Source organism: Vibrio olivae, assembly GCF_042428525.1.
Lineage (GTDB): Bacteria > Pseudomonadota > Gammaproteobacteria > Enterobacterales > Vibrionaceae > Vibrio > Vibrio olivae.
The window spans coordinates 171,675-195,410 of record NZ_JBHMEP010000007.1; the positions used below are offsets into that span (position 1 = coordinate 171,675).

General features: G+C 43.7%; 24 protein-coding genes and 1 pseudogene. 10 read left to right on the forward strand and 15 right to left on the reverse strand.

Features of this window, described 5'->3' with window-relative positions:
* Positions 1-48: 48 nt before the first annotated feature.
* The 3 genes from fabV (at position 49) to ACFFUV_RS18060 (ending at position 5,025) form a co-directional block, all read left to right on the forward strand.
* The gene (gene fabV / locus ACFFUV_RS18050; RefSeq protein WP_390195469.1) at positions 49-1,242 is read left to right on the forward strand and encodes an enoyl-ACP reductase FabV; all 1,194 of its coding nucleotides are present in this window, start codon (positions 49-51) and stop codon (positions 1,240-1,242) included.
* Between the two features lie 139 nt (positions 1,243-1,381).
* Positions 1,382-3,298, forward strand: coding sequence for a bifunctional diguanylate cyclase/phosphodiesterase (locus tag ACFFUV_RS18055; protein ID WP_390195557.1), 1,917 nt, complete (start codon positions 1,382-1,384; stop codon positions 3,296-3,298).
* Positions 3,299-3,366: 68 nt separating this feature from the next.
* On the forward strand, positions 3,367-5,025 hold the full coding sequence (locus ACFFUV_RS18060; protein WP_390195473.1) for a P-loop domain-containing protein: 1,659 nt from the start codon (positions 3,367-3,369) through the stop codon (positions 5,023-5,025).
* A gap of 66 nt (positions 5,026-5,091) precedes the next feature.
* Here the strand turns inward: ACFFUV_RS18060 and ACFFUV_RS18065 are convergent, their stop codons facing one another.
* The 3 genes from ACFFUV_RS18065 to cutA all read right to left on the reverse strand — a co-directional run bounded on the left by ACFFUV_RS18065 (position 5,092) and on the right by cutA (position 7,193).
* A complete protein-coding gene (locus ACFFUV_RS18065) occupies positions 5,092-5,724 on the reverse strand; it encodes a DNA-J related domain-containing protein (protein WP_390195476.1) in 633 nt (210 codons plus the stop codon).
* A 155-nt stretch (positions 5,725-5,879) separates the two neighbouring features.
* Positions 5,880-6,719 carry an isopenicillin N synthase family dioxygenase gene (locus tag ACFFUV_RS18070; RefSeq protein ID WP_390195478.1) on the reverse strand — a complete coding sequence of 280 codons (840 nt, stop codon included), beginning with the start codon at positions 6,717-6,719 and terminating at the stop codon, positions 5,880-5,882.
* Between the two features lie 153 nt (positions 6,720-6,872).
* Positions 6,873-7,193 (reverse strand): divalent-cation tolerance protein CutA, encoded by a 321-nt coding sequence (gene cutA / locus ACFFUV_RS18075; RefSeq protein ID WP_390195480.1) that lies wholly within the window; start codon positions 7,191-7,193, stop codon positions 6,873-6,875.
* A 181-nt stretch (positions 7,194-7,374) separates the two neighbouring features.
* Here cutA and ACFFUV_RS18080 point away from each other — a divergent pair, with 181 nt between their 5' ends.
* Positions 7,375-7,569: a hypothetical protein gene (locus ACFFUV_RS18080; RefSeq protein WP_390195482.1), complete on the forward strand. Its 195-nt coding sequence runs from the start codon at positions 7,375-7,377 to the stop codon at positions 7,567-7,569.
* On the opposite strand, the gene ACFFUV_RS18085 is transcribed toward ACFFUV_RS18080, so the two are convergent.
* Entirely contained in the window at positions 7,566-8,213 is a 648-nt protein-coding gene (locus tag ACFFUV_RS18085) for an HAD-IA family hydrolase (protein ID WP_390195484.1), read from the reverse strand. The two genes, ACFFUV_RS18080 and ACFFUV_RS18085, sit on opposite strands and share 4 nt — an antisense overlap.
* Positions 8,214-8,444: 231 nt before the next feature.
* A complete protein-coding gene (locus tag ACFFUV_RS18090; RefSeq protein WP_390195489.1) occupies positions 8,445-8,945 on the reverse strand; it encodes a flavodoxin in 501 nt (166 codons plus the stop codon).
* Between the two features lie 173 nt (positions 8,946-9,118).
* Here ACFFUV_RS18090 and ACFFUV_RS18095 point away from each other — a divergent pair, with 173 nt between their 5' ends.
* Both ACFFUV_RS18095 and ACFFUV_RS18100 read left to right on the forward strand, forming a co-directional pair.
* On the forward strand, positions 9,119-9,589 hold the full coding sequence (locus tag ACFFUV_RS18095) for a CreA family protein (protein ID WP_390195492.1): 471 nt from the start codon (positions 9,119-9,121) through the stop codon (positions 9,587-9,589).
* 117 nt (positions 9,590-9,706) lie between these two features.
* Positions 9,707-11,011 (forward strand): inosine/guanosine kinase, encoded by a 1,305-nt coding sequence (locus ACFFUV_RS18100; protein ID WP_390195495.1) that lies wholly within the window; start codon positions 9,707-9,709, stop codon positions 11,009-11,011.
* A gap of 64 nt (positions 11,012-11,075) precedes the next feature.
* Here ACFFUV_RS18100 and ACFFUV_RS18105 read toward each other — a convergent pair whose 3' ends face one another.
* The 4 genes from ACFFUV_RS18105 to nrdD all read right to left on the reverse strand — a co-directional run bounded on the left by ACFFUV_RS18105 (position 11,076) and on the right by nrdD (position 15,818).
* The gene (locus ACFFUV_RS18105; RefSeq protein WP_390195498.1) at positions 11,076-11,750 is read right to left on the reverse strand and encodes an ATP-dependent zinc protease family protein; all 675 of its coding nucleotides are present in this window, start codon (positions 11,748-11,750) and stop codon (positions 11,076-11,078) included.
* A 27-nt stretch (positions 11,751-11,777) separates the two neighbouring features.
* Positions 11,778-12,959, reverse strand: coding sequence for an amino acid aminotransferase (locus ACFFUV_RS18110; RefSeq protein ID WP_390195501.1), 1,182 nt, complete (start codon positions 12,957-12,959; stop codon positions 11,778-11,780).
* Between the two features lie 211 nt (positions 12,960-13,170).
* Complete coding sequence (gene nrdG, locus ACFFUV_RS18115) at positions 13,171-13,650, reverse strand: anaerobic ribonucleoside-triphosphate reductase-activating protein (protein ID WP_390195504.1); 480 nt, start codon at positions 13,648-13,650, stop codon at positions 13,171-13,173.
* A gap of 47 nt (positions 13,651-13,697) precedes the next feature.
* Positions 13,698-15,818, reverse strand: coding sequence for an anaerobic ribonucleoside-triphosphate reductase (gene nrdD, locus ACFFUV_RS18120; protein WP_390195507.1), 2,121 nt, complete (start codon positions 15,816-15,818; stop codon positions 13,698-13,700).
* 293 nt (positions 15,819-16,111) lie between these two features.
* Here nrdD and ACFFUV_RS18125 point away from each other — a divergent pair, with 293 nt between their 5' ends.
* The gene (locus tag ACFFUV_RS18125) at positions 16,112-17,017 is read left to right on the forward strand and encodes an endonuclease/exonuclease/phosphatase family protein (protein ID WP_390195512.1); all 906 of its coding nucleotides are present in this window, start codon (positions 16,112-16,114) and stop codon (positions 17,015-17,017) included.
* A gap of 28 nt (positions 17,018-17,045) precedes the next feature.
* Here ACFFUV_RS18125 and ACFFUV_RS18130 read toward each other — a convergent pair whose 3' ends face one another.
* From ACFFUV_RS18130 to ACFFUV_RS18140, 3 genes are read right to left on the reverse strand one after another with little or no spacing between them, the layout of a single operon-like run.
* Positions 17,046-17,483, reverse strand: a complete 438-nt coding sequence (locus ACFFUV_RS18130) for a DUF6691 family protein (protein ID WP_390195515.1) — start codon at positions 17,481-17,483, stop codon at positions 17,046-17,048.
* An 18-nt stretch (positions 17,484-17,501) separates the two neighbouring features.
* Positions 17,502-17,921: a YeeE/YedE family protein gene (locus ACFFUV_RS18135; protein WP_390195518.1), complete on the reverse strand. Its 420-nt coding sequence runs from the start codon at positions 17,919-17,921 to the stop codon at positions 17,502-17,504.
* A gap of 48 nt (positions 17,922-17,969) precedes the next feature.
* The gene (locus ACFFUV_RS18140) at positions 17,970-18,248 is read right to left on the reverse strand and encodes a metalloregulator ArsR/SmtB family transcription factor (protein WP_390195560.1); all 279 of its coding nucleotides are present in this window, start codon (positions 18,246-18,248) and stop codon (positions 17,970-17,972) included.
* A 405-nt stretch (positions 18,249-18,653) separates the two neighbouring features.
* On the opposite strand from ACFFUV_RS18140, the pseudogene ACFFUV_RS18145 reads away from it, so the two are divergent.
* From ACFFUV_RS18145 to ACFFUV_RS18155, 3 genes and pseudogenes are all read left to right on the forward strand, one after another.
* Positions 18,654-18,779: pseudogene (locus ACFFUV_RS18145) on the forward strand (pyridine nucleotide-disulfide oxidoreductase); the annotation flags it as partial.
* 126 nt (positions 18,780-18,905) lie between these two features.
* Positions 18,906-20,609: an FAD-dependent oxidoreductase gene (locus ACFFUV_RS18150; RefSeq protein ID WP_253658065.1), complete on the forward strand. Its 1,704-nt coding sequence runs from the start codon at positions 18,906-18,908 to the stop codon at positions 20,607-20,609.
* Between the two features lie 438 nt (positions 20,610-21,047).
* Complete coding sequence (locus ACFFUV_RS18155) at positions 21,048-21,704, forward strand: HEPN domain-containing protein (RefSeq protein ID WP_253658064.1); 657 nt, start codon at positions 21,048-21,050, stop codon at positions 21,702-21,704.
* Positions 21,705-21,764: 60 nt separating this feature from the next.
* Here ACFFUV_RS18155 and ACFFUV_RS18160 read toward each other — a convergent pair whose 3' ends face one another.
* Genes ACFFUV_RS18160 through ACFFUV_RS18170 form a run of 3 tightly spaced genes read right to left on the reverse strand, consistent with a single transcriptional unit; the run spans position 21,765 to position 23,731 of the window.
* Positions 21,765-22,595 carry a hypothetical protein gene (locus ACFFUV_RS18160; RefSeq protein ID WP_253658063.1) on the reverse strand — a complete coding sequence of 277 codons (831 nt, stop codon included), beginning with the start codon at positions 22,593-22,595 and terminating at the stop codon, positions 21,765-21,767.
* A 5-nt stretch (positions 22,596-22,600) separates the two neighbouring features.
* On the reverse strand, positions 22,601-23,080 hold the full coding sequence (locus ACFFUV_RS18165) for a hypothetical protein (RefSeq protein ID WP_253658062.1): 480 nt from the start codon (positions 23,078-23,080) through the stop codon (positions 22,601-22,603).
* Positions 23,081-23,731, reverse strand: a complete 651-nt coding sequence (locus ACFFUV_RS18170; protein WP_253658061.1) for a hypothetical protein — start codon at positions 23,729-23,731, stop codon at positions 23,081-23,083. It lies immediately after the preceding gene.
* Positions 23,732-23,736 lie beyond the last annotated feature (5 nt).

A 23,736-nucleotide genomic window follows, 5' to 3' on the forward strand; every position in this document is an offset into this window, starting at 1 on the left:
TCTTTTCGGTTATTCTATTTCCTAGTTTGGCTAAACTAGGAAAATAACATGATAATAGAGCCGGTGATTAAAGGGGTTGTTGCTCGCGCCTCTCACCCTTACGGATGCGAACAATCCATCCTTAAACAAATTAATTACGTAAAATCAGCAAAATCGATCCAAGCTGGTCCAAAACGTGTGTTGATCATCGGAGCTTCATCTGGATTTGGACTCGCTGCGCGCATCGCATTAACGTTTGGTGGTAGCAACGCTGACACGATTGGTGTGTCTTTCGAACGTGGCCCCAGCGATAAAGGAACCGGTTCTGCGGGTTGGTATAACAACCACTTTTTTAAGAAATATGCCAACCGTGAAGGCCATACTGCTGTCAATATTCAAGGCGACGCCTTTTCTGATCAAACTAAAGAAGAGGTCATTGAAGCGATTGAGACTTACTTTGAAGGTGAAGTTGATCTGATTATTTATAGTGTTGCCGCAGGCGTGCGGCCAGATCCGAAAGGCAGTGACGACATGCTGCGCTCTGCCATCAAACCTATAGGGCAATCGTTCTCTGGCGCAACCATTCAGTTAGAAAATGACCAATGGCAACAGCAAACGATTTCTCCAGCCACTGAAGAAGAGATTGACGCAACCTTACAAATTATGGGCGGACAAGATTGGGAAGCCTGGGTCGATGCACTGATTAATGTAGAGTCCATCGCGCAGGGCTGTAAAACCATTGCCTTTTCCTATATTGGCTCGGAAGTCACCCATCCGATATACCTAGATGGTACTCTCGGCCGAGCCAAGGTCGATTTACATCAAACCAGCCACTCTCTTAACCTTAAACTCGCCAATTATCAGGGCAATGCTTACGCCACTGTGTGTAAAGCGTTAGTCACCAAAGCCAGCGTGTTTATTCCGGGTTTAACTCCTTACCTCACCGCGTTATATAAAGTGATGAAAGAGAAAGGAACGCATGAAGGCTGTATCGAGCAGATGCAACGTTTATTTAGCGATAAACTCTATACGCAAGACAGTGTTCCTGTTGATGCTGAGCGTTTAGTGCGCATGGATGACTGGGAGATGAATGTTGATACGCAGGAGCGTGTTCAATCCTTACTCGCTCAGTTGAATAAAGATAACTTTGCGCAGCTGGCTGACTACCAAGGCGTAAAAACCGAGTTCCTAAATCTCAATGGGTTCGGTTTTGACAACATAGACTACTCAGAGCCTGTGGATTTGAGTGTTTTTCATAAGTAGAGCGTATCAAGTGTGAGACAGTTGCACGGAATGGAACCGCGGTTGCGTGGTCAACACGCGGTTCTTTGGTACATTGAGTCAGATTATTAATCCGCTGCAACACGCAAGTTGCATCAGTAGTGAGCTGACTCGATTTATGATGCCTAAAGTAAATGTAAACCAAATCAATATTCCTATCGAAGTTGTTTGTGGCTGGCAAACCATTGCCAACTTGCTCACTGAGTTAGTCTCTGTCCCTGCTGCAATGATCGTTCGAGCTCATAAACAACATCTGGAAATTTTTTGCTGCAGCGACGGCTCGCCACGTGAATTTCAGGTCGGAGATACGCACAACTTAGGGACGGGGCTGTATTGTGAGCATGTAATAAGCCAGCGCACGACGCTTAAGATAGCTAACGCACGTGATGATTTATATTGGCGTCAAACGCCTTTAGAGCAAGAAGGCTATATCGCTTACTTAGGTATTCCTATTCGCTGGCCTACAGGTGATATTTTCGGCACGTTATGTCTATTAGATACATCACCAAACAACTTTGATACTACCTTTCAAAACTTGATGGAAAGTTTTCGTGATGCCATCGAGTCTCAAATGACCACACTGTACCAAAAAGAGCAGCTTACAGCAGTCAATCAAGAGCTAAGTAATCGCGTTCAAACTCGCACCAAAGACCTTGTTGAGCTTAATTACTCACTCAATCAAGAAATCGGCAAACGTATTGCTGCTGAAGAAAAAGTACGTTATCAAAATCATCATGACTCAGGCACTGGGTTTCTTAACCGGCCGGGTTTAGAGCAGAGTTTGCAAAGCTTTCTTGATCACAAAAAACCGGAATGCGCGATATTGGTTTTCTATATCGGCTTCGCCAATGGCGCGACATTGCAATCCAAACATGGATATGTTGCTTGGGAGCAGATACTGATTCACTTTCGTCAGCGCTTAAACAATTTATCCCACCTTGATTTTATTACCGCTCGCCCTGCCAGTAATGATTTAGTCATCGCCGTCACTGTCGCGACGAATCAACTCAACAGCCTCACCGAAGAAGTATGTCGCCACGTTATCAATGTCAGCCAATCGGAATTTGAACTTGAAGGGCAGCGCATTCATTTGCATGCTTATATTGGCATTACCACCAGTGAAATGAGCGATAACCCAATGCAAATGCTCAAACAAGCACAAGAAGCCATGCGTTCTTGTAAGGATTTGGGTCATAAATTTAATCATCACTCCCAAGCACTGGCGGATTTTCAACAAGAACTGAACCATCTGGAAAGTTATCTGTTAAAAGCATTACGTAACGAAGATCTATTACTTTACTTTCAACCCAAGGTCTCTCCAACCACCAAACAGTGGATAGGAGCAGAAGCCCTGCTGCGTTGGCGTCATCCTGTATTAGGTGATTTTTCCAACGAGTCGCTGATCCATATCGCCGAGCGAAACGGGCTGATCTTTGAAGTTGGCACTTTTGTGCTCCATTCAGCGTTCAAAAAATCAGCACCATGGATAAACTCACGCCCGAATTTTAAAATCTCCGTCAACGTCTCTGCGGTGCAGTTACGTAACCCCCAATTTGCCGAACATGTCGAATCGATACTAAAACAACATCAGTTTCCTGCTAAAAACCTCGAGCTTGAAATTACAGAAAGCAGTTTGATAGCCGATGAGCACGCGGCACACAGCACATTGACTGCCTTACATACACTTGGAGTCACGCTGTCTTTAGATGATTTTGGTACCGGTTACGCAACGTTCAACTATTTAAAAAAATACCCATTTGATGCACTAAAAATTGATAAAAGTTTTATCCAGCATCTCGACAGCAGTGACAACGACAGAGAGATTGTCCATTCGATCATCTATGTGGCCAAAAAACTCAATTTAGCGGTGACCGTCGAAGGTATAGAAAGCGCATTTCATGAGAACTTTATCATTCAAGAAGGCTGCGAATACGGACAAGGTTTTTATTATGGAAAACCAATGACAGCGGAACAGTTTGAATACTCCCTGCTCAATCAAATTCAGCACCAGAGTGCACCACCGATGGTTGAATCGTGATGTATGCTTTACGGAAGTGGATTGGCTTCTTATAATCCTCGGCTTCTGTTCAAAGTGGATAACCTTTTATGGATCAACTTACTGCGATTTTGAAAAAAATCGAAAAACAAAATTATCGCGCATATCAGCAGATCAAAGGTCAGTATGACTTTAAAGATTTCACGCTTTTTATTGATCATGTCCAAGGCGATCCGTATGCCTCTTCCTCACGTTTACGCGCCTTACGCCCTTGGCCGTTGACAGACCTCGCTTGGCTTAAAGAAAAATCTCCCGCTTACCAAGTGGCGGCACGTGATTTTATCGCACGCCAATTTGCAAACTTTGCCAAGCAAGACAACCACATTAATATCGCGACCACAGGACAAACGGTATTGGATAACACAGCGATACTGTTTCAGGAGTCGGGAATAGAGCTGCGTTTTCGAGTCGACCTGCCTGCCGAAGGCCGCTCAGTACTCGGAAAAAAAGCGCTTAATCTTTTAACCTTCCACTTACCTAAATTCATCCGTCGCTGCACCATCGAACGAGAGCTCGATATTGAGGCGCTGAAACACCACTGTGAAGTGATCGAGGATCAAGAAGCAATGCGTGCACAACTTGAATCACTGCAACTTTCCGCGTTTGTCGCTAACGGTTCAATACTGCCACGAGCTGCTGGTAACAGCGACTTACCAATGAAAGACGCGATCGCGTTTAACGCGCCTGAGTCTTTGTCGGTCACATTGGATACCCCAAATCAGGGCCCGGTGACGGGGCTCGGCATCAAGAAAGGGATTACCCTCGTGGTGGGTGGTGGGTTTCATGGTAAATCGACATTGCTGACCGCGATTGAACGTTCAATCTATAACCATATTCCCGGTGATGGTCGAGAAGCGATTGTGACCAACTCTCAAGCGATGAAAATTCGCGCGGAAGATGGACGCTGTGTTCACCGCCTCAATTTATCAAATTACATCAATCACTTACCTCACAATAAACAAACCGACGACTTTTCCACCCAGGATGCTTCAGGCTCTACTTCGCAAGCCGCTTGGTTACAAGAATCGATTGAGGCCGGCGCGAAGGCTCTGCTGATTGATGAAGATACCTCCGCCACCAACTTTATGATTCGCGACGAACGCATGCAGGCGTTAGTTGCCAAGTCTGATGAACCCATTACTCCACTAGTGGATCGTATCGGTCAATTACGTGACCAATTCGATATCTCTTCCATTATTGTTATGGGAGGCTCAGGTGACTACCTTGATATCGCCGATACTGTGATTCAAATGCACGATTATCAAGCCATTGATGTCACGGAGAAAGCGCAGCAAGTCATCGCTCAGCATCCGACGCAACGCCATAATGAATGTGAAAAACCACTGCTGGACTTTACGCCACGAGCGTTAAATGGCGCTGCCATTCAGAAAATCTTGGTTGAAGGTAAATATCGCGTGACGGCAAAAGGAAAAGAGTCGCTAAGGCTTGGTAAAGAGTTTACGAATTTAAGTGCATTGGAACAGTTAGAATCCTCCAATCAAGTCAATGCGATCGGTTGGCTCTGCTTCCAGATAGCGCAGCAACCGGGCTGGACACAAAACCCTGCTGAATTTGTTGAGCGCCAGTTGCATGACCAATGGCACCATCAGATGCCTGAGCAAGGTGACCTGGCAAAACCGCGTGTACTCGATGTACTCGCCACGTTAAATCGTATGCGCAAAGCTCAGTTTTCAGCGTCAAAGTGTTAAATACACTACTCAATACATAACAAAAAAAGCGCCTAATGGCGCTTTTTTACTTTTAACCAATGTTCATTAAATATGTTCACATTGACGAAGCACATTCCATGCTTCACACAATACGCGAAAGCGTTCACTGTCACCGTTATCTCTGTCTGGATGCCATTTCAAAGCCAGCTTACGCCATGTTCTGCGAATTTCAGTTTTGCTGGCATCCTGAGGTAAATTAAATAACCTCAAAGCACGATGCCGATCAATGCTCACGACATTACTGCTACCACCAACAAAATCGTGATAGCGTGTCCAAAATTCATTGAGCAGTCGTTTCACTTCGCCTTCTTCAGCTTCGTAATTTTCCCAATGGGTGTAATAGTCACGAAGCGGGTCTTCGTTATCTATGGAATGGCCTGGAACATAATGAACCGGTAACAACGCAATATCCATGGCTTCGACCTGAACCCAGTTATCTGGAAACAAGGTTTCTTGAAGTTGATAGAGTGCATTCATTATCAGAAAGTTACGTTTAAAAAGGTCTTTATCCGCGGCTTCATCTAAAACCGGAATTAGCTCCATATCACGTAAATGAGCTGCGAGCGTGTGAACTTTCCATCCTCTGGGCTGCTTACGCAACACTTCAAGTGTTGGCCAAACCAAAGGATTCTCCATGTAAGACTGAAATTGTGCGCGAACCGCGTTTTGCTCTTCCATTGCTCATACTAAATGATGACCCATGGATATAATTCAAATCTATTGTTGGAGATTTGTCGAGAAACGAGACCATAAAAGAGCGTAGGAATTGATCTCTGCGACAAAAGAGCAGCCCGAGACCGCTCTTTTCATCGGTTTATAAAACGCAGGCCGAATTAAATGACGCCTAACTCGCGTAAACGCTCCATTAGATAGTCATGTGCTGTATAGCGCGGAGATAACACAACCTCAGGCTTGGGGTGCAAAAATAGCGGTAATGAAATGCGTGAATGAGTTTGACGCTCACCGCTTGGATTAATGACCCGGTGAGTCGTTGATGGAAAATAGCCGCCAGATGCCTCTTGCAGCATATCGCCAATGTTAATGATCAAATTGCCAAAATCACACGGTACGTCAAGCCAGGTGCCATCTTTGCTTAACACTTGCAGGCCAGGCTCATTGGCCGCCGGTAAGACAGTCAATAAGTTGATGTCTTCGTGAGCGGCCGCTCGAATCGCTCCAGGCTCTTCACTGCCCGTCATCGGCGGGTAGTGCAAGATACGCAGCAGCGTTTTATGACTTTGGTGAATCATCTGTGATAGTCGTACTGAAAATTTCTCTTGTACGTCTTGTGGGGAATACGCTTCAACCCAGCCTAACAGTGTTTCTGCAAACGCATTAGCTTGTTGGTAGTAATCTAAAATCTGCTCCGATAACTCTTGAGGAATTTGCCCCCAAGGATAGACATGGTAGTACTCTTTGAGGTCCTTTACCGAGTGGCCTTTTGCCACTTCAGAAACACTGGGAGGAAAGTAACCATCTTGTGTATCAACATTAAATTGAAATTGGTGCTTACGCTCTGACAGAAAGAACCCCTGCCAATTGTGGTAAATCGATTCAACAAGTGATTTCGGTATAGGATGGTTTTTAAGGACCCCAAACCCGGTTTCGTGAAGTGATTTAACAAATTGCTCAGCAGCATCTTCAGCAAGAAAATCGACTGTTTTAAGTTCCATGGCGTGACTTTATCGTAGTAATCGTTAGGCGTAGAATTGTAATCAGCTTGTAAAACCAACGCAAACATTTGCGCTACAAACTATAGTAAGCGTTCGAGAACTGTGTGTACGTTTCACTTTTCAACAAAGTTAGAAAAAGGTAAACAACCTAACTTAAGCTTTTGTCGAGGCAGAAAGCCATTGCAGATAAGGATTAGCACCATCTGAAAATGGGATTTTAACAATTTGAGGCGTTTCATAATCATGCAGTTGGGCGATTAAATCTGCCAATTCTTGATAACATCGGTCGGTGGTTTTGAAAATCAACAAGGTTTCCTGATCACAGCAAGTTTCACCTTGCCACAGATAGTGGCTTTCAATTGGCATGGCCTGGATACATGCAGCCAATTTCTCCTGTAAAACGGAATCAATAATCAGCTGACGATTTCGCTGATCGTTGGTGGTGGTTAACACGATGCAGTAACCTGACGACATAAACACTCCTTAGCGAAAAATGATAATTAACTCGAACTATTTAGTCGGAAAATCATTATCCTACTTCTTGCTAAATCAATTTACGCTACACTGGCAATGAGCTCAATACACAACATCATGAGCCTAACTATAAAAAATAAATCCCACCCTACTCTTTTTTCGCTTGTTAACGGAGACTCCAATGACAGACACCCAAAGCTCATTATGCTGTCCGCTATGCGGTAGCGATGAATATCTATTGTCGGACAAAAATCAGTTTTTGTGCGCAGGTTGCGGCACTTTTCTTGATGATGTATCCAAAGCCGCCACCAGTGTTGCCAACGCGAAACGCTTTACTCGCATCACGCCAATCATGACCAGTAGTTTGTGTCACTAAACGGGTATTAAGGCATTCAACTCTTTTAAGTTGCCAATGGCGGTGACATCTTTGGAATAAAGCTGAGAGTTGATGCCTAATAGTTGAATCGTCTCGACCCCAGCACGAAGCCCGGCCTCAAGCCCTTTCGCCGTATCATCGATATACAAACATTGGGACAAAGAAAATCCCATGTTCATCGCTGAGTATTGGATTAAATCGGGCTCTGGTTTCCAGCTGTTTGCATCGAACGCAGAGAAAATACGCCCTTGAAAATACGGTAATAATCCGGCTAAAAACAGTGAACGTTCAATTTTCTCTCGCGGACCATTCGACGCCACGCAATATTCAATCCCCCTTGCCTTGAGCTCAATAAGAAGCTCGGTGGCGCCTGACATCGGTTTCAAATGTTGACGAAACAGCCGGTCGACCTCTTGTCGGTAACAAGGCTCAAGTTCGTCGAGCGACACGCTAATGCCTAAACGCTCCGCTGTCGTGAATAGGATATCCGCAAGCTTACCGCCTTCAAAATGGGCCAAGGCATCTTGAACACTCATTTGTGCGCCATAATGGTTAAACACCGTTGCTAAGGCACGGCAGCACAATTTTTCGCTATCAATTAATGTCCCATCACAATCAAAGATCACACATTGGATTTGATTCATTGCCACTCTTTGTTTTTTGTATTTGCTTTTACAAATACTATATTTCGATTTTCAGGCTAATGAGGATGAAATGCGGAAAGCGTGCACTTTAACCAGATTAAAGTGCAAAAATATCGACTGGGTCACTCAGCACTTGGTGATCAGCGCTGATGAGAACAAGATCAAGAAAAGTATTAAAAATAACGAAGAATTAGCAGGTTACGAATAACGTAGAAAAAAGCATGAATGACATTAATCCGCAATATAGATTGTCGAAGACTGGCAGTCGATGCCTAAGCGATGGATGAGCCCTTGCACCCAGTCTTGTTTCACCTGCTCGGTCTTTGGCTGTGCAAACGCCAAATCTGAAATGAGCACCTCGTTGTCTAAACGAGTAACGATTGCTCCAGCTAACGGTCTGCCTTGCTGGCAGGCCAAATATAACTCACAAGGTGGCGAGTAGATAATTTGAGTCAAAAACTCGATGATCAAAGCTTGATGCTCGGCATCCGACCAACGCATTGATTGTAATTGAGCAAATAGGATCGTCAATCGATGAAAATCGACCAAAAAAATGTCGTCACTGGCAAAGGTCGATGCCAGTGAAGAGGTTTCCCACATAGTGACATCCGCTTCTTTTTCAAGATACAACGCCCTACCTTCTAGGCTTTCTTTAGTGGGAAACTCAACCTCCACTTGTTGAAACAACCATTGCTGCTTAGCAGCCATCAGTGGGTGAGAAGATGGAGACATGACAAATTCCTTGGTATGACGTTGTCGCTAGGATACCCACACCGTATAGGCGTAACAAGGTTTATTTAAATAATATGTTGTAAAACGGACAGTTACCACTAGGCGTTGGTTGGTCAATGTTTTGCGACACTAAACCTGTTATCATGCGAGCGAAATCGTTAGAGGAAAGAACTATGTATAAAAAGTTGGCCGTTAGCTTATTGCTTGCACTTGGCTTAACCGCTTGTGATAACAACGAAGTCGGTGATGTATCACTTGGTATGTTTACCATGAACGACATAAAAATTGGTTCACTGAAGGATCCAATTGTAACGGGTGTCACCTGCCATATCGCATCGATCGAAGCTGATTTAAGTTTTTCCGACCCAAGTGATGGCTCTATTTCATGTCGACAAACTGGAGATATTACGCCAGAGATGATCAGTAAAATTGATAAGAGTAAATCTGGTGATGTGGTGTTTAAAAAATCCAAAAGTATTTTCTTTAAGTCCATGAAAGTGCGCCGAATTTATGACTCAGAAAACCAAACTCTGCTTTATCTATCCTACTCAACGAAAGAAACCAACGGTAGCTTCAAACATAGCTTATCAACGGTGCCATTATGGGGAACCAAAGCTTATAACCAAGCGATTCCCGCAGAATAAGGGCCTAATTTGTGCCTGAGCGCGTTCTCAATGGACGCGCTATTCCCTGCAATAAAATGTAAGAGCGTCGCAACAAATGTGATACTATTCTAAAAAATTTTTCACCGATCACTGCTAATGAAATTTCCAGGCCAGCGCAAATCCAAGCACTACTTCCCGACCCATGCTCGCGATCCACTTGTTAATCAAATCCAGCAAACGCCAAAGCTGCAACGTCCTACGATTGTCGGAATTGGTCAAACCATTGTTGATATAGAAGCTCGTGTCGATGATGACTTCCTTGAGCGATACCAATTGAGTAAAGGCCACTCTTTGGTACTGGAAGAGAGTAAAGCCAACGCACTTTATAAAGAACTTGTTGATCGCCAACTGATTACCCACCAGCACCCTGGGGATACGATTGGCAACACGTTACACAACTATTCGGTACTGGCAGACAGCAAATCTGTGTTACTTGGTGTGATGTCGCGCAACATCGAAGTTGGCTCGTTCGCCTATCGCTATTTGTGTCGCACCTCTTCACGTATGAACCTCAATCACCTGCAAACCGTTGAGGGTTCGATTGGTCGCTGTTACACCCTCATCTCTCAAGATGGCGAACGTACGTTTGCGATTAATGAAGGTGATATGAATCAGTTACGCCCTGATAGCATCCCTGAAAACGTGTTTGAGAAAGCGTCCGCGTTGGTCGTCTCTTCTTATTTGATGCGTGGTAAACCTGAAGACCCGATGCCGAAAGCGGTGGCTCGCGCAGTCGAATTGGCGAAGAAGCACCATGTTCCTGTGGTCCTGACCTTAGGGACCAAATGGGTCATTGAAGGAAATGCATCATGGTGGCAAGACTACTTAAAACAAAACATTACGGTGGTCGCCATGAACGAAGAAGAAGGCCAAGCGCTGACTGGCGAAAGTGACCCACTCGTTGCCGCCAATAAAGCCTTAGATTGGGTCGATTTGGTACTTTGCACTGCCGGCCCAATTGGCTTGTATATGGCAGGTTACACTGATGACTCAGCCAAACGTGAAACCGAACTGCCGCTGCTACCCGGCAATATCGCTGAATTTAACAAGTATGAGTTTAGCCGAGCAATGCGCCGTGAAGACTGCCAAACACCGCTCAAAGTCTACTCGCATATTGGCCCTTACTTAGGCGGTCCGCTGGAAATTAAAAACACCAATGGTGCTGGCGATGGTGCGCTTTCTGCGTTGCTGCATGATATGGCGGCAAATCGTTATCACGCGGAAAATGTGCCTAACTCAGCAAAACACGTTCAACCATTTTTAACTTATTCATCGCTATCGCAAGTCTGTAAGTACGCCAATCGAGTCAGTTATGAAGTATTAACACAGCACTCTCCTCGCCTATCTCGTGCACTACCAGAACGAGAAGATAGCCTTGAAGAAGCTTATTGGGATCGTTGATTCTCACTATCTCTTTGCATAAAAAAAGACCGCATTGTGCGGTCTTTTTTTATCTTCGATGTGATTATTGACTGTCGTGCTTGTCTTGAATGTATTTTTGGCTAACATCGACAACGGCGACATCTTTAAAGAAACTACGTCCGAGTAACAATGGGAAAGATAAATGGGTTCTATCCGCGAGAGTAAATTCGGTCTTTTCTTTTAAATCACCAATTTGAATCCACGCCATAACAACCGCTCGGCGGTCAGTACCATTACTGCTCGACTGACGAATTTTCACCCAACGCTCGACTGGCAAAGCAATATCACGGCTTTTAACCCCTTCATGCTCGATTTTAAATTTAACCCAATCGTTGCCATCACGCTCAAACGGCTCAATATCAACCGCGCTGATTGAAGAGGTCGTCGCACCAGTGTCGACTCGCGCATCAAAATTTTGCTCAAGGCCTGGCACATATACCCACTCTTGAGCTCCTAGAATAAGCCGACCATCTTCCGTTTTCTTAGCCTTAAGTTTCAACTTCGTTTGTTCTGATACACCCGTTTTTGAACTTGAACTGGTCTCTTTTGCTTGCTCCGCCTCTTGAGTCGCAGAAGACGTTTCAGGCTGTGTTGGTTGTTCCGTTGTTGTGGTTTTTTCCGGTGATTGTTCGCTGCCTGTGGTTTCCGGTGTTGTGGAACAGGCTGCGAGACCACTTGTTAAGATCAAAGGAATCAATACTTTCCAGTTCTTGTTCATGCCTTACTCACTCTGTTGAAAGGTGCGCTAACTGACTGCAATCATCGCTTGAGCCACATACGGAATATCTTTCTCCGTTAGACCTGCGATGTTAATTCGCCCGTCGCCAACACCATAAATACCATATTGCTCGCGAAGTTGGGTCATTTGTTCTGGGCTAAATCCTAGCACAGTAAACATCCCTTTGTGATTCGCGATAAAGTCGAATTGTGAAGTATTGTGTTTATTTCTCAATTCGTTACAAAGAGTTTGACGAAGGTTTAACAAACGCTGCTGCATTTCACTTAATTCTTGCTTCCAGATCGCCGTTAGCTCTTGATTTTGCAACACAGTTTTGACTAACGCTGCGCCGTGATCCGGTGGCATTGTGTACGTCGCACGCGCCAGAGTCAGCAATTTGCCTTTGGCATTGTTGGCATCAGAAAGCGTATTTGCGACCACAATTGCAGCACCCGTTCGCTCTCTATAGAGTCCAAAGTTCTTAGAACACGACGTAGTGATAAGCATCTCTTCAACATGACTTGCCATATGACGTAGCCCGCGAGCATCTTCATCTAAACCATCACCAAAGCCTTGATACGCAATATCGACAAACGGAGTAAACCCGTTTTTCTGTGACAATTCAGTAATCGCTTTCCAAGCATCGAAATCGATATCTGCCCCCGTTGGATTGTGGCAGCAGCCATGTAATAACACGACATCTTGACTTCCTGCTTCGGCAAGCGAACTCAACATTCTTTCGGTATCGACTTGTTTGGTTACTGGACTAAAATAATCAAAATAGCGAACTTTAAGGCCTGCGGCCTCCATGATTGGCTTATGGTTAACATAGCTCGGGTTGGAAATCCAAACCGTGGTTTCTGGCTCTGCAAATTTTAATAAATCCGCCAGCATACGCAGCGCACCGCTGGCGCCAGGCGTCTGAATTGCAGAAACACGGTCAGTAACCGATGTGCCGCCTAGAAGAAGATCCACCATTGATTGGTTAAACTCCTCGCAGCCAGCTAAGCCAACATACGCTTTGGTTTTTTGGCTCGCCACCACCCTATCTTGCGCACGTTGAACCGCTTGCATAATAGGCGTTTCACCTTGGCTGTTTTTATACACGCCAATACCAAGGTCAACCTTGTTGGGGCGTTCATCAACACGATAAGCAGCAGAAAGAGACAGAATGGGATCTAAAGCAGGAGCAGGTAAACGAGAGAACATGAAAGTCACAACCCTTTGAAATTCAAGATGAGGAAATTCAAGTAAACACCATAGTTCTCAAGAAAGAAACGTCTTTTTAGTCTACACGGCAAAAATTGATGTTTTGGTTGTTTGTTCGCCTAAAAAACCAACAGGTTGTTAGCTTGATCAACAAAACCACCCAGGATAAGAACACTTTTTGACCAGTTTTTATTTTGCGTTTTGAGTATGGCTATTTAATTGTGTGATGTTCAAAGTAATGAATGATTTGATTCGCGCTTCCACGCCATTCGAGACGAGGATCTGCCAAAGCTTGTTCAAATTTTCCGTCTATTAATGCATCAACGAAACTGACGATTTCCTTTTGCTGTGTTGAGAGTTCATCGATACGATAACCACTCCATAGCCAGATATCTTTCCCTGGGCACTCTCGACGAACACGTTTCACTAATTTCAGTACGGCTTCGACATTGGCCGGGTGAAGCGGATCACCGCCTGAGAGTGAAAGCCCACGGCGTTTGATTCGCGTATCGTTCAAGTCTGCGATAATTCTATCTTCGGCTTGCTGAGTGAATGGTGAGCCAGAGTCGAGGCGCCACGTCGATTGGTTATAACAGCCTCGGCATTGATGTTCACACCCAGACACAAATAAGGTGCAGCGAGTCCCCGGGCCGTTAACAACATCGATGGGATAATATTGATGAAAATTCATAGTGTTCTTAGGCAAGAGCAGCCGAAACTGCTCTTGATGTTGTCGGTTTATAAGTGTTTGACTCGGCGTTTAACTTCTTCTTGCTTGCCAAAGTTAAACGGCCTTGCGTCTGGGCTCCCCAAGTAGCCACATACTCTTCGAGTTACCGAGACCTTACTTGAATCATGATTACCACACGCCGGGCAGGTGAAACCCTTACTGGTACAATCAAACTCTCCGGTATAACCACACTCGTAACACTCATCAATCGGTGTATTGGTACCGTAATACGGCACACGGCTATAGCTGTAATCCCAAACATTTTCTAACGCTTCGATATTACGCTGCATGTTTGGAAACTCACCGTAACAGATAAAACCACCACTCGACAAACTTGGATAAGGCATTTCGAAATCAATTTTGTCGTACGGATTCACTTTTTTCTCAACATCCAAATGGAAGCTATTGGTGTAATAGCCTTTATCCGTTACCCCTTCTAAAACGCCGAATTCTTTTGCATCCAGACGACAGAAACGGTTACACAAATTCTCACTTGGTGTGGCATAGAGGCTAAATCCATAGCCTGACTCTTCGGTCCATGTGTTGACCGCTTGTTTGAGTCGCGCCACAATATTTACCGCTTTTTGGCGTAATTCACCGTCATCATAGAGGTGAACCTGGTGGCCAAATAACGCATTGATCGTCTCATGCAATCCGATGTAACCCAGAGAAATTGAAGCCCGGCCGTGTTTGAAGATATCTGCGATAGAATCTTCGGCTTTCAAACGTACACCACACGCTCCCTCCATATACAAAATAGGCGCAACACGTGCTTTGACGTTTTCAAGGCGGCTGATTCGCGTCTCGAGTGCTCGGCGGGCCAGATGCAGTTTTTCATCCAGCAATTGATAAAAGCGAACTTCATCCCCTTGCGCTTGGATAGCAATGCGCGGCAAATTCAGGCTAACGACACCTAAATTGTTACGCCCATCATGAACAAGTTCACCATTTTCTTCATAGGTACCGAGGAAGCTACGACAGCCCATCGGCGTTTTAAATGAACCAGTCACTTCAACCACTTTGTCATAATTGAGGATATCTGGGTACATGCGTTTAGACGCGCAATCGAGAGCCAGTTGTTTAATGTCGTAGTTTGGATCGCTCGGGTTGTGATTCAGCCCATCTTTAATCGCAAAGACTAATTTCGGGAACACCGCTGTCTTGTGATTTTTACCTAACCCCGCAATACGATTTTTCAGGATAGACGTTTGAATCAGACGCGATGACCAAGAAGTACCTAACCCAAAACCAAAGGTAACAAACGGCGTTTGCCCATTCGCCGTATGCAGTGTATTCACTTCGTATTCCAGTGATTGAAATGCGTCATAACACTCTTTTTCAGTGCGCGCAGTCGCAAACGCTTCAGGATCATGAATATCCCACTCTTGAGCCACAGCCAGATGCTTTTCATAGCTGGCTAAAACATAAGGCTCAAGAATCTCATCAATACGGTTAATCGTGGTCCCACCATAAATATGGCTTGCCACTTGAGCGATAATTTGTGCTGTGACGGCCGTCGCCGTCGAAATTGACTTCGGCGTGTCAATTTCTGCATTACCCATTTTAAAACCATGCGTAAGCATACCTTTAAGATCGATAAGCATGCAGTTAAACATTGGGAAAAACGGCGCGTAGTCTAGGTCATGATAATGGATGTCACCCTGCTCATGCGCATTAACAATATCACGCGGCAAAATATGAGTTTTTGCGTAATGTTTTGCAACGATACCCGCCAGCAAGTCACGTTGAGTTGGAATCACTTTGCCATCTTTATTGGCGTTTTCGTTAATCAGTTCAACGTTACTTTCTTCAATTAAGCCTTCAATTTCACGCGTAAGCGCACTCTGCTTTTCACGTGCAATATCTCGGTCATGGCGATATTCAATATAGCCACGCGCCAATGACTTGAAAGGCCCTTGCATCAGTTCGTTTTCGACCAACGTTTGGATTTCATGAATATGAACTTCCGACTGTTCGGCTAACTTTAACTCGACGGCTAACGCCACATTAAGAGCATAAATGGCGGTTTCTTTATCCACGTGATCGGCAGCCGCTTCAACAGCCGCTTGGATGCGATCACGACAAAACGGGGCTTTAGAGCCATCACGTTTAATTACTCGAGTTTTCACTGTTTCTCCTTACCCTAACGATACTCACAGAGTTATCCACAAATACACTATATAGGGTTATTTTTTGTTCTTCTGACACTACATATTGTGGCGTATTTAACGAAAACACCCAAATGAGAGTATTGATTTAGATCAACAAAGTTAGGTGATTCACTAATAAGATCGTGAAGTTATGGGGATTGATCTCAGATAGAAAATAAAAGGTGAAAATGTTGAAAAAGCGGCATTGACCACTTGAATTTTTTTGGAGTCTTGTAGGATAAAGGCTGAATGAGGATGAGGAGAGAGACGTCATGCGGAATGTTAATCTTAGGTTGTGTATCGCAGCATTTTGTTTACTTAGCTCTGTGTGTTCACAGGCTGCGCAAATTGCCCAATATCGCGTCGCAACTTGGAACATTGAGTGGCTAACCGAGCAACCCATACCAAAATCATCCACTTCCGCACGCCACAATGATGACTTGGAACGATTAGCGTTTTACGCAAAGCAGCTCGATGCCGATGTCGTTGCTTTTCAGGAAGTGGAATCCGTCGCATTGGCAAAGCGCGTGTTTGGCGATAAATACCAAATCATTCTCTCCGATCGCGCCAAACCTCAATTCCGCTTCAATCAATTTGATGATGCAAACCAATACACTGGCTTTGCAATAAAATCGACGATTTCGACGAACGACCCTGCCGACATTAAACTTGAACAAGACAAAAATAGTCGTTTACGCTTTGCCACTTATATCGTACTCGAACCCGAAAATAAGCCAGCCATCCATGCACTATCCATTCATTTAAAAGCCGGCTGTAGCGGCGCATATCGACAAAAACGTTCATGCCTTAAAGTACTCGAACAAGCAAAGCACCTTAATGCTTGGATATTACAGCAGGAAGCGGCGGGCCATCAGTATTTGATCATGGGCGATTTCAACCACAACCTTGCCTATGCCGGTGATTGGCTTTGGCGCGCCATGAGTGCGAATAGCCAAGCACAGCTGCTCACCCAGACGGCACCAGCCAAGTGCAAAGTCCGTTCAAACAAGAAACCGAATCAGCTTCACCAATTTCGTTCGTTAATCGACCATATTGTTGCCAGCAAACAATTAGCTACAACCGCGCAAAATACGGAGCAGTTGCTCTATACGTCACAAGATGTGCTCACTTATAAATTGAGCGACCACTGCCCTGTTCGCTCTGAGTTTCAGTGGTAAAAACCTATGCTATAGCAATAGTTGCAGGTTAAGCCTTGCTTGCGCTTGCCACGAACAAATTGGTCAGGGCTAATCCAAGCATGAGACAAACAAAAAATAGCCAAGCGCCGAGGTTGCCTAACCCTAGGCTTGCCACTACGGGCCCTGGGCAAATACCGGCAATTCCCCAGCCTAAACCAAAAATCGCCGCGCCAGTAATTAAACGCCAATCAACAGTTTGCTTCGTGGTTAGGCAAAATTCATCGCCATTCAACGGTTTAACTCTTGGCTTGATAATAAAAAAATACCCGGGCATAAATACCAACAACGCGCCACCCATGACAAACATCAAACTAGGATCCCATTGCCCAGCAACGTCCAAAAAACCAATCACTTTGGCAGGGTTTGCCATACCCGATATCACTAAACCAACACCAAAGAGCACGCCACAAAGCAGCGCCGTGATTTTGTACAGCCAATTACTCATCAAAAATACCTCGAACCACTACATGACATGGAGGCGAAGAAAAACGGTCAACGCCGCTACGCCCATAAACACACAAGTTGCAATGATAGAGCGCTTTGACAATCTCCCTATACCGCAGATGCCATGACCGCTCGTACACCCATTCCCTAAACGAGTACCAACGCCAACCAAAAAGCCAGCAACGGCCAGCATCATCATTGAACTTGAATAGACAATTGGCACCGCGGTGGTGTAGACACTCGCGGCCCAAATGCCGCCAGAAATCAATCCAACAACAAATAACAACCGCCAGCTAAAATCTGCCGATTTAGTTTTTAAGAGACCAGCCAAAATACCACTAATACCGGCAACTTTGCCGTTAAGTAACAACATCAAAATGGCGGAAAGGCCCAGTAAGATACCGCCTGCTAGTGATGCCCAAGGTATGGAGAATGTCATAATTCACCTCTGAAACTAAAAATGGAATACGCTCATAAATGCTACAAATTAACGGCAAAAGTGCGTCTGTAACGTCTCGATCAATGAGGTAATGCGCCCATCCGAAAGGGAGTAAAAAACCTGCTGCGATGCCTTTCGCGCTCGAATGACTCCGTACTTACGTAAAACCGTTAAATGTTGCGAAAAGGCGGATTGACTCAGTGACGAACTTTGTTGAAGCACACCAACACCAACCTCCCCCTGAGTTAACTGGCATAACACCATCAATCGCTCTGGATGAGCCATAATTTTCAGTAAGTCAGCGACTTCAGCCGCATTTTCTCTCATGGTATTAATGTCTGTTGTATGCACCTAAGATCCCCTTGTCGCCAAACACATTAGAGCTTACTAATTAATTTAAATTAGTCAATGCTTATTTAGTATTTGTAAATTTAGTATATTTAACATTAGACAATGCTAATTTAAAGTTTTATAGTCGTTGGTATAAGCATGAATCTGTACGGACGAAAGATAGGCGTCAGTACTGGAAGCGTAAGCCTAGTCACTGTATTATCACGCGTTTTTATCTTCTGCCCTTTTCCAATTAGCGGCGTTGACGATGTTAATCATCACTAAAGTGTGTCAATTAGCGTCCGCCCAGCAGAGTATGTTTTACCAACGGATTTAAATTAGCCCCTCCTTCACACCCGCGTAAAAGTTCGCAATGTGATAGGCAGAAACTTGGAGTAAATTATGACGAAGATAGTGATCATAGGCGGCGTGGCTGGCGGTGCATCAGCCGCTGCACGAGCGCGACGTTTAAGTGAAGACGCAGAAATCATCATGCTTGAGCGCGGGCCTTTTGTGTCGTTAGTCAACTAGATGATGGACGACATTTAAAATAGTTTTACATTGCTCTTATTAACATCTTAAAAACAAACAAAAATTCACTTGTTTTTGAGTGTGTTATTGTTTGTTTTTTACTCGCTAAGTTGGAGTGTCTATATGACCAAAATTCTCATTGTCGGTGGTGTGGCTGGCGGTGCATCAGCAGCAGCCCGCGCTCGTCGTTTAAGTGAAAATGCAGAAATTATTATGTTCGAACGAGGTAGTTTCGTGTCTTTTGCTAACTGTGGCCTTCCCTATCACATCGGTGGCGACATCAAAGATCGCAGTAAATTATTGCTACAAACACCAGAAAGCTTTTTAGCGCGTTTCAACGTTGATGTTCGTGTAATGAATGAAGTGATATCGATAAACCGTCAAGACAAAACAGTGACAGTAAAAAATCTTCTTGATGGCTCAGAATATGAAGAAACATACGACTTCCTATTACTTAGCCCAGGTGCAGGCCCTATCGTTCCACCAATTCCTGGTCTGGATAATCCGTTGACTCACTCACTACGTAATATCCCTGATATGGATCGCATCATTAAAACGATCCAGATGAACAAACCAGAGCACGCCACGGTTGTAGGTGGCGGTTTCATTGGTTTAGAAGTAATGGAAGCCTTCCATCAACTGGGTATTAAAACCACTTTGCTTGAAATGGCAGAGCAAGTCATGACACCTGTTGACCGTGAAATGGCAGGTTTTGCTCACGCAGAAATCCGTGAAAAAGGGATCGACCTTAAATTGGGCGTTGCTCTTGAGTCTGTACAATTTATTCCAAATGAACATGTGGCTAGCATAGATGCAGGTGAGAGTGAGAAACATCAACACTTAGAAGGTGAATTGGAGCTTACGCTTAATAACGGTGAAAAACTAACCACCGATATCCTGATTATGGCTATTGGTGTTCGCCCAGAAACTAAATTAGCAAAAGAAGCGGGATTAGAAATTGGGACGCTTGGTGGTATCTACACTAATGAATACATGCAAACCAGCGATCCTTCAATTTACGCTGTTGGTGATGCAGTTGAAGAAAAAGATTTTGTCACTGGCGAGCAGACACTTGTTCCTCTAGCGGGTCCAGCCAACCGTCAAGGTCGTATGGCAGCCGATAACATGCTTGGTCGTAGCGAGACTTATCAAGGTACACAAGGTACGGCGATTTGTAAGATCTTTGACCTTGCTGTGGCTTCAACGGGTAAAAATGAGAAACAGCTAAAACGCTCAGGCATTGAATACGAAAAAGTTTACGTACACACCGCAAGCCACGCGAGTTACTACCCTGGCGCTGAAATTGTTTCATTCAAAATGTTGTTCGATCCGAAATCAGGCAAGATTTTAGGTGCTCAAGCAGTTGGTAAAGACGGTATCGATAAGCGTATCGACGTTATGGCTGTTGCTCAGCGTGCAGGTATGACGGTTGAACAGCTACAACATCTAGAGTTGACTTACGCGCCCCCTTACGGCAGTGCAAAAGACGTAATAAACCAAGCTGCATTTGTCGCAAATAACATCATCAAAGGGGATGCGACAGCAATTCACTATGATGAAATGGATTCCTTAACCGAAGACCAGGTGCTACTTGATGTACGTAACCCAGGTGAACTTGAAAACGTTGGTTTTATTAAAGATGCAATCAACATTCCTGTCGACCAATTACGTCATCGTATGGACGAACTTCCAAAAGACAAAGAAATCGTGATTTATTGCCAAGTTGGGTTACGTGGTAACGTCGCGTACCGTCAATTAGTGAACTCAGGCTTTAAAGCTCGTAACTTGATTGGCGGTTATAGAACATATAAATTCGCTCATTTATAATTAGAAATGTAGAAAGCCGAGTAAGCCTCGGCTTTCTCTATAATACCAAGCAACACTACAGTTAAAATAGCATACGACTATCTACCAAATTTTACTATAAGTATCGCCCTAATTTACTTACCAGTTATTAAAACTACTCTTTTGATATGTTACCTTGTCACATGTATTTATTTACAATTGTGCAATTAACGACCTATTAATAAATAGGAGATCCACCTCTACTCTGTAAATTCAAGAGATAGAGTTCAAAACAATTAACTTTTTGAACTTAACCAAGCTATATATTCTATTTGTAAGTTATCATTGAGCAGAGTGCTTAAGTCAGTAAAAAATCTTGTTAAGCTCAGTTTTTACCAATCCAATTGGATTTACGCAATTTGATTAAATTTCTGATTTTGGCCTTCGAGAAAAATAAAAACAAAAAATTAAGAGGAACAAATGCTTACTTTTAATACGTTAAAAGAACGTCACCGTCGTGAGCGAAATAGCTATTCGCAATCACTTTCTACTCGTGTGCATCGCTCTCTAAGTTGGCTAAAGAAAGCGGAAGCATGTGAAGATGATGATTCTACATTTACTTTCCTTTGGATAGCTTTCAACTCTGCTTACGCTCAAGATTTTGAACAAAAAGCAAACTACGGTGAGCGTGGCTTGTACCAAGAGTTTTTATGTCGCCTTGTTGAACTAGATTCTGATAACTTGTTAGCTGAAATTGTCTGGCAAAACTACTCAGGTGTAATACGAGCACTGCTCGATAACGAGTTTATTCTTGAAAGCTATTGGAGCTACCATGCGGGACGCATTAGTGAACAAGAATGGAAAGAAGCTCGCAGTAAAGCTAAGGTCGCAGCTAATACAGCACTTGGGCATAACAACACAGCGTCAGTGCTTTCTATCGTATTCTCACGCCTTTACACGCTGCGTAATCAAATAATTCACGGTGGTGCGACTTATAGCAGCTCTGCGAATAGACAGCAATTAAGAGATTGCACCGTGCTCTTGGAAAAGGTTCTACCAGTTATCATCAAGATTATGATGGATGGTAGTAGTGAGCTATGGGGTGACCCTGTTTATCCTTTTATTACTGAGCAATAATATAGATCGAAGCGACATTCTATGAATGTCGCTTTTCTATTTCTGAACATCCAGCTAAAGCTACAACTTCACGACAGATGGTTTAATAACTTTACCTGTTTTGGTATTAACGTAACCATGAAGCATGATCTGGGTGATAGAGCCACTTGTGTTGTGGCTAGAGCTATGTTTTATGTGACACTGAGTGTCAAACGAGTCCCCAGAGCTAACCTCTTGAAGTGCGAACATAGGATAAGCTAAGGTAAAACGCTTAAATAACAGATTGAATAGCGAAATCACATTAGCTATATCACCATTATTTCCGTTGACTGTTTCACTCTTCGCATAATCCCATAGATTAGAAATATTTTTCTCTTGAATCCCACAAGAAATCAAACCTTGAACTGTTGTATCTTTAAAGATTCCAGATAAAGACTGAAGTGTTTGCTCTGACAATCGGCTATATAACTCAAGAACTTGTAGATCATCACGGAAATTATTTCTGTAATACTCAAGCTTCTGGTTTAACTCGGTCACATCATTCTGTAACTGATTCTTCGTCTCTGCTAGTAGTTTAAGATCAGCCTGTAGTTTCACAACCAACAGATCCTTATCCCCATTTTGTTCAGAAAGTTGCCCAACCCTAACTCCAGCCTTTTCTTTAGCTTCTTTCTCCATACAAAGCAAAGACTTTAACTTATCAATAAATTGCTTCAAATCTTCGTTCTCACTCTCAACCTTTTGTAGGCTCGCTTTCGCACACTCTAATTCAGAATCATCAAACCTGGATACTTGCTCTTTTTCTGACGGTGGCTCTACGCAATCATTTTTTTCAACAACTATCTCACGTACCTTTGCTCGCACTGTTTCGTCTTCCAGAGCCTTTAACAGGGCTTGAATATTAATATCCATAGCACTTACCTACGTCCGTATTCTTTGGTTTTTTTTCGATAAAAAGCTTGGAGGCTAGTTCCAACTGATAATTTCTCACTCTCCACTGAGTCATCTGCTTCAATGTCATCTGCTTCAATGTCAGATGCTACAAGCGAAACATAAGATGCTGTATACGCAGTTAGAGTTTCAATTTGGGGATAACTTGTTATAACAGCCCCTGAAAAGCTCAACTCTTCTGTTAACCAACTAATCTCTTTCACAGAACTAACAAAGCTCTCTGCAATGCTTATATCAGAATCAACCTGGAAGTCGTTATCGTCCGAAACAATCACCAAAGCTAAGGTTTCACCATCAACGTACTCAATCTTCTTCTTGAAAATCTCCCAGAAGTTTTCTTGAGGAACTGCCATTTCACCAGCAAATAGAATTAATTCAAGCTCACCGCCAATAACTCGGTTTGCTTTAACTCGATTCTTCTTTGCCTGAATAATAAAATCAGACATTTAAGATTTTAACTCCATAACCTTGTCTTCGATTTGCTCAGTAGTCAATTCTGGCTCAAGCTTTTGATATGCCTCCACTAGAGCGCTACCGTGTTTATGGCTCTCATCAATGCTCAACTCATCTTTTAAATACAAGCTGTAATCATCTGTATTAAGGTTTTTCTCTTTGTAAGCCTTAATCATGCCAATAATTTTTTTCGCTTCTAAATCTTGTGCGGCAACTGTTGCCATAAATGATGGACTCACAACAGTATTAAGTTTTTCATTAATACCTTCTAATGTGATAGAAGCACCAATAGATGATCTCGCTAATTTTTCAGCATCACTAAGGCTGTCGAGTTTTTCTTTGTCAATCACCACATCATTTCTTAAATGGTCGATATATTCACTTATTGAGTCGAAGTCATTGGGTGTCTTCTCACTCAACATCGCTTTCTCACCAAGTTCTTCCATACTCTCTTCAGGACGGATAATACCTAGAGAAATACCCACGCTTTTTATCGCCTCTCCTACTTTTTCAGCGAGGCTGACCCCGAGGCTAGTAATAGATGTCGCAACCTTGACAATCTCTGAACCTATTTTCGATACAGCACCACCAATTACACTACAAGCACTACTTACAAAACTGCTAACGCTACTCCAAAACCCCATAATTC

Coding starts and splice junctions, on each gene's coding strand:
- ACFFUV_RS18160 (WP_253658063.1), bottom strand. CDS start 22,595: ATGGATATTAATATTCAAGCCCTGTTAAAGGCTCTGGAAGACGAAACA.
- ACFFUV_RS18135 (WP_390195518.1), bottom strand. CDS start 17,921: ATGACATTCTCCATACCTTGGGCATCACTAGCAGGCGGTATCTTACTG.
- ACFFUV_RS18100 (WP_390195495.1), top strand. CDS start 9,707: ATGAAATTTCCAGGCCAGCGCAAATCCAAGCACTACTTCCCGACCCAT.
- fabV (WP_390195469.1), top strand. CDS start 49: ATGATAATAGAGCCGGTGATTAAAGGGGTTGTTGCTCGCGCCTCTCAC.
- ACFFUV_RS18150 (WP_253658065.1), top strand. CDS start 18,906: ATGACCAAAATTCTCATTGTCGGTGGTGTGGCTGGCGGTGCATCAGCA.
- ACFFUV_RS18130 (WP_390195515.1), bottom strand. CDS start 17,483: ATGAGTAATTGGCTGTACAAAATCACGGCGCTGCTTTGTGGCGTGCTC.
- ACFFUV_RS18060 (WP_390195473.1), top strand. CDS start 3,367: ATGGATCAACTTACTGCGATTTTGAAAAAAATCGAAAAACAAAATTAT.
- cutA (WP_390195480.1), bottom strand. CDS start 7,193: ATGTCGTCAGGTTACTGCATCGTGTTAACCACCACCAACGATCAGCGA.
- ACFFUV_RS18070 (WP_390195478.1), bottom strand. CDS start 6,719: ATGGAACTTAAAACAGTCGATTTTCTTGCTGAAGATGCTGCTGAGCAA.
- ACFFUV_RS18125 (WP_390195512.1), top strand. CDS start 16,112: ATGCGGAATGTTAATCTTAGGTTGTGTATCGCAGCATTTTGTTTACTT.
- ACFFUV_RS18140 (WP_390195560.1), bottom strand. CDS start 18,248: ATGAGAGAAAATGCGGCTGAAGTCGCTGACTTACTGAAAATTATGGCT.
- nrdG (WP_390195504.1), bottom strand. CDS start 13,650: ATGAATTTTCATCAATATTATCCCATCGATGTTGTTAACGGCCCGGGG.
- ACFFUV_RS18095 (WP_390195492.1), top strand. CDS start 9,119: ATGTATAAAAAGTTGGCCGTTAGCTTATTGCTTGCACTTGGCTTAACC.
- ACFFUV_RS18055 (WP_390195557.1), top strand. CDS start 1,382: ATGCCTAAAGTAAATGTAAACCAAATCAATATTCCTATCGAAGTTGTT.
- ACFFUV_RS18165 (WP_253658062.1), bottom strand. CDS start 23,080: ATGTCTGATTTTATTATTCAGGCAAAGAAGAATCGAGTTAAAGCAAAC.
- ACFFUV_RS18085 (WP_390195484.1), bottom strand. CDS start 8,213: ATGAATCAAATCCAATGTGTGATCTTTGATTGTGATGGGACATTAATT.
- ACFFUV_RS18080 (WP_390195482.1), top strand. CDS start 7,375: ATGACAGACACCCAAAGCTCATTATGCTGTCCGCTATGCGGTAGCGAT.
- ACFFUV_RS18170 (WP_253658061.1), bottom strand. CDS start 23,731: ATGGGGTTTTGGAGTAGCGTTAGCAGTTTTGTAAGTAGTGCTTGTAGT.
- ACFFUV_RS18090 (WP_390195489.1), bottom strand. CDS start 8,945: ATGTCTCCATCTTCTCACCCACTGATGGCTGCTAAGCAGCAATGGTTG.
- ACFFUV_RS18110 (WP_390195501.1), bottom strand. CDS start 12,959: ATGTTCTCTCGTTTACCTGCTCCTGCTTTAGATCCCATTCTGTCTCTT.
- ACFFUV_RS18155 (WP_253658064.1), top strand. CDS start 21,048: ATGCTTACTTTTAATACGTTAAAAGAACGTCACCGTCGTGAGCGAAAT.
- ACFFUV_RS18065 (WP_390195476.1), bottom strand. CDS start 5,724: ATGGAAGAGCAAAACGCGGTTCGCGCACAATTTCAGTCTTACATGGAG.
- ACFFUV_RS18105 (WP_390195498.1), bottom strand. CDS start 11,750: ATGAACAAGAACTGGAAAGTATTGATTCCTTTGATCTTAACAAGTGGT.